Origin of the sequence: Streptomyces liangshanensis (assembly GCF_011694815.1) — a bacterium.
In the GTDB taxonomy this organism is placed as follows: domain Bacteria; phylum Actinomycetota; class Actinomycetes; order Streptomycetales; family Streptomycetaceae; genus Streptomyces; species Streptomyces liangshanensis.
Genome location: NZ_CP050177.1, coordinates 3,228,727 through 3,242,599, shown reverse-complemented (window position 1 = coordinate 3,242,599; position 13,873 = coordinate 3,228,727). Strand labels below are relative to the sequence as shown.

Below are 13,873 nucleotides of genomic sequence, written 5' to 3'. Positions count from 1 at the left end.
CCGGGAAGCGGCCCGCCTCCTAGGACGTGCGGTACGTCGCCAGCGTGTCGGCCACCGCCCGCTCCGCCGGGGTCGCCGTCGCGCCCAGGTGCTTGGTGATCTTCGTGCTGTCGACGACGAACGGCTCCTGGAACTCGTACAGCATCTCGGTCAGTTCGCGCATCAGCGGATTCGCGACGCCGAGCGCCCGCATCACCACGGGCGGCAGCGCGCGCACCTTCGCCTTCGGATGGCCCGCCGCCTCCTGTACGAGCGCGACGAGTTGGCGCGTGGTGCGGGTGACCGGGTCGTTCGGGAGGTGCCAGACCTCGCCCGCCGCGTCGGGGTGCTCGCCGAGGAGGGCGAGGCCCTCGCCGATGTCGGGGATGTAGGTGTACGTGTGCGGCTGGTCCGGGTCGCCGAGGACGGTGGCCGCCCGGCCCCGCAGCGCCGGCGCGAACACCGTGTCGCCGAGCACGGACTGCTTGCCGCCGCCCGGCCCGAAGTAGTCCGAGGCGCGGCCGACGGTGACCTCGACGCGGCCCGCGCGGTGCGCGGCCAGCAGGTCCTGGGCCATCCGCGCCCGCACCGCGCCCTTGCGGGTCGTGGGCGCGTCGGCGTGGCCCTCCGTGAGGGGCCGGCCGAGGGGCGGCCCGTACATGTACACGTTGTCCATGCTCACCAGCCGCGCCCCCGCGGCCTCCGCGGCGGCCACCACGCCCGCCTGGAGGCCGGGGAACTCCTCGGCCCAGCGGTGGTACGGGGGGTTGAGGACCTGGTAGACGACCTGGGCGCCCTCGGCGACGGCCGTGGTGAAGGCGGGGTCGGTGGCGTCCCCGGCCGCGACCTCGACCCCGTCCGGGACCGGCGCGGAGCCCGAGCGGTTGACCATCCGTACGTCCTGCGGGCGTTCGCCGCGGCGCAGCAGCGCGGCGAGGGTGGCCCGGCCGATGGCGCCGGTACCGAAGATGACATGGCGGGGAGTGCTCACGAAGGCGTCCTTTTGGGGAGGGCGACAGCAGGTGGCGTATCAGCGCCACGGCTCCGGTGGAGCGCCCAGCGTACGGCTCCGGCCGCACCCGCCCCCGGCCCGCGCGGGGTTCGCCGTCGTCCCCGACCCGGAGCCGCCCGTGCCCCCGGTACGCCGAGAGCCCGCGTCCCCCTGAACGGGACGCGGGCCGTCGTGCGTACGAAAGTCGGGCGGAACGCTCAGAGCACCCGCACCGCGCCGGTCGGCGGGTCCCAGTCCAGGGACTTCTCGACGACACCCGTGCCCGGGTTCTGCGCTCCCACGAACTCGCCGCCGCCCACGTAGATCGCCGTGTGGTACGCGCTGCCCGCGCTGCCCCAGTACAGGATGTCGCCCGGCTGGAGGTTGCTGAGGGAGACCTGCGTGCCGGCCGTCGACTGGTCCTGCGAGACGCGCGGCAGGTCCACACCGATCTGCTTGTACGCGGCCTGGACCAGCCCGGAGCAGTCCCAGGCGTTGGGGCCGGTCGAACCCATGACGTACGCGTCGCCGATCTGCGCCCGCGCGAAGGCGATGAGCGCGCCCGCGGAGCCGCTGGCCGTCGAGGTGTACGAGGCGGTCTTCGCGGTGGCCGTCGAGCCGGTGCTCTTGGCGCTCGTGGACCGCGTGGAGTACGTGGTCTTCTCGGCGGAGGCGGCGGCCTGCGCGGCGGCCTTGGCCTTGGCCGCCTTCGCGGCGGCCTCCTCGCGCTTCCTCTCCGCCTCGGCCTTGCGGATCGCCTCGGCCTTGGCCTTGGCCGTCTTGGCGGTCTCCGCGGCCTTCTTGGCGGCCGCGTCCTCCTGGGCGTGCAGCTGGAGGACGGACGCGACCTGCTGCGTGGCCGCGGCGGACTGCGCGACGCCGTCGGCGAGCCCGGCGGTCAGGGTGGGCATCTCGATGGTCTTCTCGGTCACCGGCTCGGCGTGCGCCGGCCCGGCGGCACCGGCGACCGCGATGCTGCTGAGAACACCGCCGGCAACTCCGGCGCGGAGGGCCGTTTTCGACGAGCTGCGGCGGGGTTTCCGGTGGCTGGTTATCTGAGCGGTGTGGGACATGGTCATACCGCTATCAGGCGGTCCCGGGTGGGCGTCAAGAAACGTGTCCTGCGCCACATTTACGGTTGGAATCTGTGAATCCGCTTGCGAACGGCTCTTATTGACGCCGTAACGGTCAAAACGGGCACCCGTGATCATGGCTGTGATCACCTGCTTTTCGTCAAACGCCCGAATTGCCCCTGGCTTACCATCCCTTCACACCCTTGGCCAAGCCCGCCTTTTCGGGCAGCCGACCGGAGTGGTACAGGTCACAGGATGGTCACCGCACTGCGACCGGATGGTTACGGCGTATCCGCCGCCCCCCTTCGAGGGAATCCGGACCCGAACTCGGCCGTCCTCCGCCCCTCTTCCCAGGACGCCGGCCGGCCCGTCCCGGTTGCTCGTGAATGTGCGCACGTGTCCACATCGGTCCCGCGCACCCCCTCGCCCGGGTGACGCCGGATCCCTTATCACCCGAAAGCGTTCCGTCGCCAATTTGCTTGTATATGCCACCGCTTGATAATGCGAACCCCCTCCCACCAGCGATGACCGGCGCGGATGTCACATCTCGTGACCGCGAGGACGCTTCGTGTGCGAAGATCACCGCTCATCCGACTTCATGATCCTTCGTCAGGTGGTGGAGATCACAAAGTCGGTGGCGTACCCCGTGTCGCAGATCACAGACCACCAGGCATAGGATGCGGGGCAGTCGGGCTTGTGAACTGCCTCACATGTACACGATCTTCGGTGATCCGAGTGCCGGGAATCAGTGGTGGGGTCGCCACACGAATCGCCCGGTGCGGTCCAACGGTCAAGGACGACTGGAAGGAGCTGAGGGGCGTTGAATGCCTACGCACCCATCCTCGTGCTCGGCGCCCTCGGGGCTGGGTTTGCGATCTTCTCCGTGGTCATGGCCACGCTTATCGGCCCAAGACGGTACAACCGGGCCAAACTTGAAGCGTACGAGTGTGGCATCGAGCCCACGCCGACGCCGGCCGGAGGCGGCCGCTTTCCCATCAAGTACTACCTGACGGCGATGCTCTTCATCGTCTTCGACATCGAGATCGTCTTCCTTTACCCCTGGGCCGTCACCTTCGACTCCCTGGGGATCTTCGGGCTCGTGGAGATGCTGCTCTTCGTGCTCACCGTCTTCGTCGCCTACGCGTATGTGTGGCGGCGGGGCGGTCTGGAATGGGACTAAAGGGGCTGAGGGGCCACCAATGGGACTCGAAGAGAAGCTGCCTAGCGGTTTCCTGCTGACCACGGTCGAACAGGCCTCGGGGTGGGTGCGGAAGTCCTCCGTATTCCCCGCCACCTTCGGCCTCGCCTGCTGCGCCATCGAGATGATGACGACCGGCGCGGGGCGGTACGACCTGGCGCGGTTCGGCATGGAGGTCTTCCGCGGTTCGCCGCGCCAGGCCGACCTGATGATCGTGGCCGGGCGGGTGAGCCAGAAGATGGCGCCCGTCCTGCGGCAGGTCTACGACCAGATGCCGAACCCCAAGTGGGTGATCTCCATGGGGGTGTGCGCCTCGTCGGGCGGCATGTTCAACAACTACGCGATCGTGCAGGGCGTCGACCACATCGTGCCGGTCGACATCTACCTGCCCGGCTGCCCGCCGCGTCCCGAGATGCTGTTGGACGCCATTCTCAAGCTCCACGAGAAGATCCAGAACTCCAAGCTCGGGGTCAACGCCGAGGAGGCGGCCCGCGAGGCGGAGGAAGCGGCCCTCAAGGCGCTCCCGCTGATCGAGATGAAGGGGCTGCTGCGGTGAGCGGCGAGCAGCGTCCCGGCACGTCCGGGCACGACAACGGGTCCGGTACGCCCGGGCGGAACGGCGCGGAGGACGCGGCCGGAAAGAACGTTCCCTCCGCGCGCGACGACCGTAGTGAGGTCATCGGCGTACGCAAGGGCATGTTCGGCGCCAACAACGGCGGGGACACGTCCGGTTACGGCGGCCTGCGCAGGTCCGTCGTCCTGCCGGGCGCGACCGCCCGCCCCTACGGCGGCCCGAACGGGGTCTTCGACCAGATCGCCGACGAGCTCGAAGGCGCCCTGGAGGAGCAGGGGATCGTCCCCGGCAACGCGATCGAGAAGACGGTCGTGGACCGCGGCGAGGTCACCTTCCACATCGCCCGCGAGCACCTGCTCCAGGTGGCGCGCACCCTGCGCGACGACCCGGCGCTGCGCTTCGAGCTGTGTACGGGGGTGTCGGGCGTCCACTACCTCGGGGACAAGGGCCGCGAGCTGCACGCCGTGTACCACCTGCGCTCGCTCACCCACGGGCGGCTGATCCGCCTGGAGGTCTCCGCGCCGGACGCCGACCCGCACGTGCCGTCCCTGGTCGAGGTCTATCCGACCAACGACTGGCACGAGCGCGAGACGTACGACTTCTTCGGCCTGATCTTCGACGGCCACCCCGCCCTGACCCGGATCATGATGCCGGACGACTGGCAGGGCTTCCCGCAGCGCAAGGACTATCCGCTCGGCGGGATCGCCGTCGAGTACAAGGGCGCCCAGATCCCGGCTCCGGACCAGCGGAGGTCGTACTCCTGATGAGCACTTCACATGCGTCGGCCCGCGAGACCACCGAGGGCACCGTCTACACGGTCACCGGTGGGGACTGGGACGAGGTCGTCCAGTCCGCCGCGAAGTCCGACGACGAGCGGATCATCGTCAACATGGGTCCCCAGCACCCGTCCACCCACGGGGTGCTGCGGCTGATCCTGGAGATCGAGGGCGAGACGGTCACCGAGGCCCGCTGCGGCATCGGCTACCTCCACACCGGCATCGAGAAGAACCTCGAGTTCCGCAACTGGACGCAGGGCACCACCTTCGTCACGCGCATGGACTACCTGACGTCGTTCTTCAACGAGACGGCGTACTGCCTGGGCGTGGAGAAGCTGCTCGGCATCGAGGACGACATCCCGGACCGGGCGACCGCCATCCGCGTCCTGCTGATGGAGCTCAACCGGCTCTCCTCGCACCTGGTGTGCATCGCCACCGGCGGCATGGAGCTGGGCGCGACGACGATCATGATCTACGGATTCCGTGATCGTGAACTGATTCTCGATGCCTACGAGCTGATCACCGGCCTGCGCATGAACCACGCGTTCATCCGGCCCGGCGGACTCGCCCAGGACCTGCCCCCGGGCGCCGTGGACCAGTTGCGCGAGCTGCTGCGGACCCTGCGCAAGAACCTGCCCGAGTACGACAAGCTCGCCACCGGCAACCCCATCTTCAAGGCCCGGATGGAGGACGTCGGCTACCTCGACCTGACCGGCTGCATGGCGCTCGGCGCCACCGGCCCGATCCTGCGCGCCGCCGGACTGCCGCACGACCTGCGCAGGTCGGACCCGTACTGCGGTTACGAGACGTACGAGTTCGACGTCCCGACCGCCGACACCTGCGACGCGTACGGCCGCTTCCTCATCCGCCTGGAGGAGATGCGGCAGTCGCTGCGGATCGTCGAGCAGTGCCTCGACCGGCTCGCGCCGGGCCCGGTCATGGTCGCCGACAAGAAGATCGCCTGGCCCGCGCAGCTCGCGCTCGGGCCCGACGGGCTCGGCAACTCGCTCGACCACATCAAGAACATCATGGGCACGTCCATGGAAGCGCTGATCCATCACTTCAAGCTGGTGACGGAGGGCTTCCGGGTACCGCCCGGGCAGGCGTACGCCGCCGTGGAGTCGCCCAAGGGCGAACTGGGCGCGCACGTCGTCTCCGACGGGGGCACCCGCCCCTACCGGGTCCACTTCCGCGACCCGTCCTTCACCAATCTCCAGGCCATGGCGGCGATGTGCGAGGGCGGCCAGGTCGCCGACGTCATCGTCGCCGTCGCGTCCATCGACCCCGTGATGGGAGGCGTCGACCGGTGACCGTCCAGCCGACCAATTCCGAGGTCAGCCTGGGGATGCCCCAGCTGCCGGCCCCCGACTTCCCCGCCGACGTGCGCGCGCGGCTGGAGACGGACGCCAGGGAGATCATCTCCCGCTACCCCGGCGCGCGTTCCGCGCTCCTGCCGCTCCTGCACCTCGTGCAGGCGGAGGAGGGTTTTGTGTCCCGTACGGGCATGGCCTTCTGCGCGGAGCTGCTCGACCTGACCACCGCGGAGGTCACGGCCGTCGCGACCTTCTACACCATGTACCGGCGCAAGCCCGGCGGTGACTACCAGGTCGGCGTCTGCACGAACACGCTCTGCGCGGTGATGGGCGGCGACGCCATCTTCGACGAGCTGAAGGAACATCTCGGCGTCGGCAACGACGAGACCACCGAGGACGGCAAGGTCACCCTCGAACACATCGAGTGCAACGCGGCCTGCGACTTCGCGCCCGTCGTGATGGTCAACTGGGAGTTCTTCGACAACCAGACCCCGCAGAGCGCCAAGCAGCTGGTCGACGACCTGCGCGCGGGCCGCCCCGTCGAGCCGACGCGGGGCGCGCCGCTGTGCACGTACAAGGAGACCGAGCGGATCCTCGCGGGCTTCCCCGACGAGCGCCCCGGCGCGGTCGGGGCCACCGGCGGCGCGGGCCCCGCCTCGCTGATCGGCTTGCGGCTCGCCAAGGGCGAGGCCCCGCAGCGGGTCGTCAGGCCGCGCGACGGCGGACCCTCCCAGGACGCGCACCCGCAGGACGCGCCGCAGCCCGGCTCCCAGCACCTCAGCTCGCACGACGCACCGCAGCGGACCTCGGACTCCGACCCCGACCACCCGGCCGGGCGGCCCACCGCCGAGGAGGGGGAGTGATGACGATGGCACCCGAGATCGACGAGAACGGCACCAGCCCCGAGAAGCTCCTCGCCCCCGTGCTGTCCGCCTTCTGGGACCAGCCGGAGTCGTGGACGCTGGAGACGTACGAACGGCACGACGGCTACCAGGGCCTCAAGAAGGCCCTCGCCATGACGCCCGACGACCTCATCGCGTACGTGAAGGACGCGGGTCTGCGCGGCCGCGGCGGCGCCGGCTTCCCCACCGGGATGAAGTGGCAGTTCATCCCCCAGGGCGACGGCAAGCCGCACTACCTCGTCGTCAACGCCGACGAGTCGGAGCCCGGCACCTGCAAGGACATGCCGCTGCTCTTCGCCAACCCGCACTCCCTCATCGAGGGCATGGTGATCGCCTGTTACGCGATCCGCTCCTCGCACGCCTTCATCTACCTGCGCGGCGAGGTCGTCCCCGTCCTGCGCCGGCTGCACGAGGCCGTACGGGAGGCCTACGCGGCTGGCTACCTCGGCAAGGACATCCTCGGCAGCGGCATCGACCTCGACGTCGTCGTGCACGCGGGAGCGGGCGCGTACATCTGCGGCGAGGAGACCGCGCTGCTGGACTCGCTGGAGGGCCGTCGCGGACAGCCCCGGCTGCGTCCTCCCTTCCCCGCCGTGGCGGGTCTCTACGCGAGCCCCACCGTGGTGAACAACGTCGAGTCGATCGCGTCCGTTCCCGCGATCCTGCACCGCGGCAAGGAGTGGTTCCGCTCGATGGGCAGCGAGAAGTCCCCGGGCTTCACGCTCTACTCCCTCAGCGGCCACGTCACCAGCCCCGGCCAGTACGAGGGCCCCATGGGCCTCACCCTGCGCCAGCTGCTCGACATGGGCGGCGGCATCCGGGCCGGCCACCGGCTCAAGTTCTGGACCCCGGGCGGCTCCTCCACCCCGATGTTCACCGACGAGCACCTCGACGTCCCGCTGGACTACGAGGGCGTCGGCGCGGCCGGCTCGATGCTCGGCACCAAGGCGCTCCAGTGCTTCGACGAGACGACCTGTGTCGTACGGGCCGTGACGCGCTGGACCGAGTTCTACGCCCACGAGTCCTGCGGCAAGTGCACACCCTGCCGTGAAGGCACGTACTGGCTGGTGCAGTTGCTGCGGGACATCGAGGCCGGCAAGGGCGAGATGTCCGACCTCGACAAGCTCAACGACATCGCCGACACGATCAACGGCAAGTCGTTCTGCGCGCTCGGCGACGGCGCCGCCGCCCCGATCTTCTCCTCGCTCAAGTACTTCCGCGCGGAGTACGAGCAGCACATCACGGGCAAGGCCTGCCCCTTCGACCCCGCGAAGTCCACCGCGTGGGCGGACCGGAACCCGCACCAGGAGGTGAACGCATGACAGTCACCACGTCGGCCCCCTCCGGAGGCGGCGAGGCGGCGCTCCCGCCGGAAGACCTCGTCTCGCTGACCATCGACGGCATCGAGATCTCCGTCCCCAAGGGGACGTTGGTCATCCGCGCCGCCGAGCTGCTCGGCATCGAGATCCCGCGTTTCTGCGACCATCCGCTGCTCGACCCGGTCGGCGCCTGCCGCCAGTGCATCGTCGAGGTGGAGGGCCAGCGCAAGCCGATGGCCTCCTGCACGATCACCTGCACCGACGGCATGGTCGTCAAGTCGCAGATCAGCTCGCCGGTCGCCGAGAAGGCCCAGCGCGGGGTGATGGAGCTGCTGCTCATCAACCACCCGCTGGACTGCCCGGTCTGCGACAAGGGCGGTGAGTGCCCGCTCCAGAACCAGGCCATGCAGGTCGGCCACGCGGACACCCGCTTCGAGGGCAGGAAGCGCACGTACGAGAAGCCCGTCCCGATCTCGACCCAGGTGCTGCTGGACCGTGAGCGGTGCGTGCTCTGCGCGCGCTGCACCCGCTTCTCCGAGCAGATCGCGGGCGACCCGATGATCGAGCTGCTGGAGCGCGGCGCGCTCGAACAGGTCGGCACCGGCGAGGGCGACCCCTTCGCGTCGTACTTCTCCGGCAACACCATCCAGATCTGCCCGGTCGGCGCGCTCACCTCGGCGGCGTACCGCTTCCGTTCGCGGCCCTTCGACCTCGTGTCCTCCCCGAGCGTGTGCGAGCACTGCGCGGGCGGCTGCGCGACCCGCACCGACCACCGGCGCGGCAAGGTCATGCGGCGGATGGCGGCCGACGACCCCGAGGTCAACGAGGAATGGGTCTGCGACAAGGGGCGGTTCGGCTTCCGCTACGCGCAGAAGCCCGACCGCCTCACGACCCCGCTGGTCAGGAACGCCGACGGGGACCTGGAGCCGGCGAGCTGGCCCGAGGCGCTGGAGGCCGCGGCCCGCGGGCTGGCCGCCGCGCGCGGCCGGGCGGGGGTGCTGGCCGGCGGCCGGCTGACCGTCGAGGACGCGTACGCGTACGCCAAGTTCGCCCGGGTCGCGCTCGACACGAACGACGTCGACTTCCGCGCGCGGGTGCACAGCAGCGAGGAGGCCGACTTCCTGGCCGCCCATGTGGCGGGCCGGGGACGGGACCTGGACGGTACGGGGGTCACGTACACCACGCTGGAGAAGGCACCGGCCGTCCTGCTCGCGGGCTTCGAGTCCGAGGAGGAGGCGCCCGGCGTCTTCCTGCGGCTGCGCAAGGCCTCGCGCAAGCACGGCCAGCGGACGTTCTCGCTCGCCACGCACGCCACGCCGGGCCTGGAGAAGGCCGGGGGCACGCTGCTCCCCGCCGCTCCCGGCACGGAGACCGACTGGCTGGACGCCCTCGCGGGCAACACCGCCCTGGACGGTGACGGCGCGACGGCCGCCGAGGCCCTGAGGGCGCCCGGCGCCGTGATCGTCGTCGGCGAACGGCTCGCGGCCGTCCCCGGCGCCCTCACCGCCGCCGCCCGCGCCTCGGTCGCCACCGGCGCCACCCTGGTGTGGATCCCGCGCCGGGCCGGCGAGCGCGGCGCGGTGGAGGCGGGCGCGCTCCCGTCGCTGCTGCCCGGCGGCCGCCCGGCCACGGACCCGCGGGCCCGTGAGGAGACCGCCGCGGTCTGGGGCGTACGCGAACTGCCGCACGCCTACGGGCGCGACACCGGCCAGATCGTCGCGGCCGCCGCGACCGGCGAGCTGGGCGCGCTGGTCGTCGCGGGCGTCGAGCTCGCCGACCTGCCGGACCCGGCGGGCGCGCGGGCCGCGCTCGACGCGGTCGGCTTCCTGGTCTCGCTGGAGCTGCGGCCGAGCGAGGTCACCGACCGGGCGGACGTCGTCCTCCCGGTGGCGGCCGTCGCCGAGAAGCCCGGCACCTTCCTCAACTGGGAGGGCAGGGCGCGGCTGTTCGAGGCGGCGCTCAAGCCCGAGCAGATGACCAGGCGCCTGGCCCCGTCCGACGCGCGCGTCCTCCACATGCTGGCGGACGCCCTCGACGTACACCTCGGGCTGCCCGACCTCAGGTCCGTACGGTCCGAGCTGGACCGGCTCGGCGGCTGGGACGGCTCCCGGGCCACCGCGCCGCGCGAGTCGGCCCGCCCGGTGCCGCGCCCCGGCGACGGCGAGGCGGTCCTCGCGGGCCACCGGCTGCTGCTCGACCAGGGCCTGCTCCAGCAGGGCGACGAGGCGCTGGCCGGCACCCGGCACGCGGCGGTCGCCCGGCTCTCCGCCACGACGGCCGCCGAGACCGGGGTCAAGGACGGTGACGCGCTGGCCGTCACGGGCCCGGCGGGCACGGTCACCCTGCCGCTGCGGGTCACGGTGATGCCCGACCGCGTGGTCTGGCTGCCGCTCAACTCCACGGGCCGCGGCATCCCGGCGGACACCGGCTCCCAGCCGGGGACGCTGGTCCGTATCGCCCCGGCCGGCGTGCCGGCCGCGGACGCAGAAGCGCCGGAGGTGCGCGCATGACCGCCTTCGCCCCACTCGCGGCGGCTCCTCACACCGTCCACACCGTCCTCGCCGCCGAGGACCTGTCGCTGTTCGGCCGCGACCCGTGGTGGCTCGTGGTCGTCAAGGCCGTGTTCTGCTTCGCGTTCCTGATGGTGACCGTGCTGTTCTCCATCGTGTGGGAGCGCAAGGTCGTCGCCTGGATGCAGCTGCGCATCGGCCCCAACCGGCACGGCCCCTGGGGCATGCTCCAGTCGCTCGCCGACGGCATCAAGCTGATGCTCAAGGAAGACCTGATCGTCAAGCGCGCGGACAAGGTCGTCTACGTCCTCGCGCCGATCGTGGCCGCGGTGCCGGCGTTCATGGCGATCGCCGTGATCCCGTTCGGCCCGTCCGGCAACGAGGTCTCCATCTTCGGCCAGCGCACCACGATGCAGCTGACCGACCTGCCGATCGCGATGCTGTACGTCCTCGCGGTCGCGTCGATCGGCATCTACGGCATCGTCCTCGCCGGCTGGTCGTCCGGGTCGACGTACCCGCTGCTCGGCGGCCTGCGCTCGGCCGCGCAGATGATCTCGTACGAGATCGCCATGGGCGCCGCGTTCGCCTCCGTCTTCCTCTACTCGGGGTCGATGTCGACCTCGGCGATCGTGGAGGCGCAGGCGGACCGCTGGTACATCGTGCTGCTGCCGGTGTCCTTCATCATCTACGTCATCACGATGGTCGGGGAGACGAACCGCGCCCCCTTCGACATGCCGGAGTCCGAGGGCGACCTCGTCGGCGGCTTCAACACCGAGTACTCGTCCATCAAGTTCGCGATGTTCATGCTCGCCGAGTACGTCAACATGGTCACCGTCTCGGCCGTCGCGACGACGCTCTTCCTCGGCGGCTGGCGCGCCCCGTGGCCCGTCTCGACCTTCTGGGAGGGCGCGAACCACGGCTGGTGGCCGATGCTCTGGTTCGTCCTCAAGGTGCAGGTCTTCCTCTTCTTCTTCATCTGGCTGCGCGGCACGCTCCCGCGGGTGCGCTACGACCAGTTGATGAAGCTGGGCTGGAAGGTCCTGATCCCGGTCTCGGTGGTCTGGCTGATGCTGGTCGCGACCGTGCGGGCCCTGCGCAACGAGAACTACGACTTCCAGTCGATCGTGCTGTACGTCGGCGGGGCGGTCGTCGCGATCCTGCTGCTCTCCTTCGTCGCCGACATCTTCCGCGACAAGAAGGAACGGGCCGACGCCGAAGGGGAGCCGGAGGCACCGGCCTTCGACCCGATGGCGGGCGGATATCCCGTACCACCGCTGCCGGGGCAGACGCTGCCGCCGGTGCCCCGCAGGCGGCCGCGCCAGGAGCGCGAGCTCGTTGTCAGTGGTGGGGTCGACACTGTGAGTGACGGTACCGAGAGTGACGGAAAGGAGGCTGACAGTGTCTGACTCTTCGCAGGACTCCAAGCGGGTCACCAAGCGGGAATCCAAGCGGGACTCCCACCGGGAATCCGCGCACGACGCTTCGCAGGCGGAGTCCCCGCGCCCGCCGAAGAACCCGGTCGCGGGCTTCGGCGTGACCTTCAAGGCCATGTTCAAGAAGCGGCTGACCGAGCAGTATCCGGAGCAGCAGAAGGTGACGGCGCCGCGCTTCCACGGCCGTCACCAGCTGAACCGGCATCCGGACGGCCTGGAGAAGTGCATCGGCTGCGAGCTGTGCGCCTGGGCGTGTCCGGCGGACGCGATCTACGTGGAGGGCGCGGACAACACCGAGGAGGAGCGCTACTCCCCGGGTGAGCGCTACGGCCGCGTCTACCAGATCAACTACGCGCGCTGCATCCTGTGCGGCCTGTGCATCGAGGCGTGCCCGACCCGGGCGCTCACGATGACCAACGAGTTCGAGCTGGCCGACAGTTCGCGCGAGAGCCTCATCTACACGAAGGAGCAGCTCCTCGCGGGCCTGGAGGAGGGCATGGTCGAGTCGCCGCACTCGATCTTCCCGGGCACGGACGAGCAGGACTACTACCGGGGGCTGGTCACGGAGGCCGCGCCCGGCACGGTCCGCCAGGTGGCGCTGAGCAAGGGCGAGCGGCCGCAGGAGGCCGCCTCCACCTTCGGCGAGGACGAGCCGGCGTCGGGGAAGGTGGTCGGGTCGTGAACGCGTTCGCAGCCTCCACCACCCTGGCCGCCTCCGCCACGTCGACCGGCGAGGCCGTCCAGTTCTGGATCCTCGGTACGGTCGCCGTGATCGGCGCCTTCGCCACGATCCTGATGAAGCGGGCCGTGCACAGCGCGCTGAGCCTGGCCGGGACGATGATCATCCTGGCGGTCTTCTACCTGGCCAACGGGGCGTACTTCCTCGGCGTCGTCCAGATCATCGTCTACACCGGCGCGATCATGATGCTGTTCCTCTTCGTGGTCATGCTGGTCGGCGTCACCGCCGCGGACTCCCTCAAGGAGACGCTCAAGGGACAGCGCTGGCTGGCCCTGGTGTGCGGCCTCGGCTTCGGCGCCCTGCTGATCGGGGGCATCGGCAACGCGTCGCTGACCTCCTTCGCCGGGCTCGGCCAGGCCAACGCGGGCGGCAACGTCGAGGGGCTGGCCGCGCTGATCTTCACCAAGTACGTCTTCGCCTTCGAGATCACCGGCGCGCTGCTGATCACCGCGGCCGTCGGCGCCATGGTCCTCACCCACCGCGAGCGCACCGAACGGGCGCTGACGCAGCGGGAGATGGCCGAGGCCCGCGTCCGCAAGGGCACGCACCTGCCGCCGCTGCCCGCCCCGGGCGTCTACGCCCGGCACAACGCGGTGGACATCCCCGGCCTGCTGCCGGACGGCTCGGTCTCCGAGCTGACCGTCAACAAGACCCTCAAGGACCGCGGCCAGATCCGCGACGTGTCGAGCGAGGCCATCGCGGACCTCAAGGCGCTGGAGCAGCGGTCCACCGACCGGCTCGGCCGCGAGGAGGAGATCAAGCGATGAACCCGGTCAACTACCTCTACCTCGCGTCGCTGCTCTTCACCATCGGCGCCACGGGCGTGCTGATCCGGCGCAACGCGATCGTGGTGTTCATGTGCATCGAGCTGATGCTCAACGCCTGCAATCTCGCGTTCGTCGCCTTCGCCCGGCTGCACGGCAACCTGGACGGCCAGGTCATCGCCTTCTTCGTGATGGTCGTCGCCGCCGCGGAGGTCGTGGTCGGGCTCGCGATCATCGTGTCGCTCTTCCGCTCCCGCCACTCGGCCTCGGTCGACGACGCCAGCCTGATGAAGCTCTGAGGG

At 70.4% G+C, this 13,873-nt stretch carries 13 protein-coding genes; 11 read left to right on the top strand and 2 right to left on the bottom strand.

Going from position 1 to position 13,873, the window contains the following annotated elements:
* Positions 1-19: 19 nt before the first annotated feature.
* Positions 20-970, bottom strand: a complete 951-nt coding sequence (locus HA039_RS13915; RefSeq protein ID WP_167028829.1) for an NAD-dependent epimerase/dehydratase family protein — start codon at positions 968-970, stop codon at positions 20-22.
* A gap of 218 nt (positions 971-1,188) precedes the next feature.
* Positions 1,189-2,043: a C40 family peptidase gene (locus HA039_RS13910; protein ID WP_167028826.1), complete on the bottom strand. Its 855-nt coding sequence runs from the start codon at positions 2,041-2,043 to the stop codon at positions 1,189-1,191.
* Positions 2,044-2,863: 820 nt separating this feature from the next.
* Here HA039_RS13910 and HA039_RS13905 point away from each other — a divergent pair.
* Genes HA039_RS13905 through nuoK form a run of 11 tightly spaced genes read left to right on the top strand, consistent with a single transcriptional unit; the run spans position 2,864 to position 13,870 of the window.
* A complete protein-coding gene (locus HA039_RS13905) occupies positions 2,864-3,223 on the top strand; it encodes an NADH-quinone oxidoreductase subunit A (protein WP_161310778.1) in 360 nt (119 codons plus the stop codon).
* A 19-nt stretch (positions 3,224-3,242) separates the two neighbouring features.
* Positions 3,243-3,797 (top strand): NuoB/complex I 20 kDa subunit family protein, encoded by a 555-nt coding sequence (locus HA039_RS13900; RefSeq protein ID WP_161310777.1) that lies wholly within the window; start codon positions 3,243-3,245, stop codon positions 3,795-3,797.
* Complete coding sequence (locus tag HA039_RS13895) at positions 3,794-4,579, top strand: NADH-quinone oxidoreductase subunit C (RefSeq protein ID WP_167028823.1); 786 nt, start codon at positions 3,794-3,796, stop codon at positions 4,577-4,579. The genes HA039_RS13900 and HA039_RS13895 overlap by 4 nt, the downstream gene beginning before the upstream one ends.
* Positions 4,579-5,901: an NADH-quinone oxidoreductase subunit D gene (locus tag HA039_RS13890; protein WP_167028820.1), complete on the top strand. Its 1,323-nt coding sequence runs from the start codon at positions 4,579-4,581 to the stop codon at positions 5,899-5,901. The genes HA039_RS13895 and HA039_RS13890 overlap by 1 nt, the downstream gene beginning before the upstream one ends.
* 35 nt (positions 5,902-5,936) lie before the next feature.
* Entirely contained in the window at positions 5,937-6,767 is an 831-nt protein-coding gene (nuoE, locus tag HA039_RS13885) for an NADH-quinone oxidoreductase subunit NuoE (RefSeq protein ID WP_167036739.1), read from the top strand.
* The gene (gene nuoF / locus HA039_RS13880; protein ID WP_167028817.1) at positions 6,767-8,128 is read left to right on the top strand and encodes an NADH-quinone oxidoreductase subunit NuoF; all 1,362 of its coding nucleotides are present in this window, start codon (positions 6,767-6,769) and stop codon (positions 8,126-8,128) included. The genes nuoE and nuoF overlap by 1 nt, the downstream gene beginning before the upstream one ends.
* The gene (locus HA039_RS13875) at positions 8,125-10,635 is read left to right on the top strand and encodes an NADH-quinone oxidoreductase subunit G (protein ID WP_167028814.1); all 2,511 of its coding nucleotides are present in this window, start codon (positions 8,125-8,127) and stop codon (positions 10,633-10,635) included. The genes nuoF and HA039_RS13875 overlap by 4 nt, the downstream gene beginning before the upstream one ends.
* Positions 10,632-12,041, top strand: coding sequence for an NADH-quinone oxidoreductase subunit NuoH (nuoH, locus tag HA039_RS13870; RefSeq protein ID WP_167028811.1), 1,410 nt, complete (start codon positions 10,632-10,634; stop codon positions 12,039-12,041). The genes HA039_RS13875 and nuoH overlap by 4 nt, the downstream gene beginning before the upstream one ends.
* Positions 12,034-12,750, top strand: a complete 717-nt coding sequence (gene nuoI / locus HA039_RS13865; RefSeq protein WP_279592832.1) for an NADH-quinone oxidoreductase subunit NuoI — start codon at positions 12,034-12,036, stop codon at positions 12,748-12,750. The genes nuoH and nuoI overlap by 8 nt, the downstream gene beginning before the upstream one ends.
* Positions 12,747-13,574: an NADH-quinone oxidoreductase subunit J gene (locus tag HA039_RS13860; protein ID WP_167028805.1), complete on the top strand. Its 828-nt coding sequence runs from the start codon at positions 12,747-12,749 to the stop codon at positions 13,572-13,574. Before nuoI ends, HA039_RS13860 begins: the two co-directional genes overlap by 4 nt.
* Positions 13,571-13,870, top strand: a complete 300-nt coding sequence (nuoK, locus tag HA039_RS13855) for an NADH-quinone oxidoreductase subunit NuoK (protein ID WP_167028802.1) — start codon at positions 13,571-13,573, stop codon at positions 13,868-13,870. Before HA039_RS13860 ends, nuoK begins: the two co-directional genes overlap by 4 nt.
* Positions 13,871-13,873 lie beyond the last annotated feature (3 nt).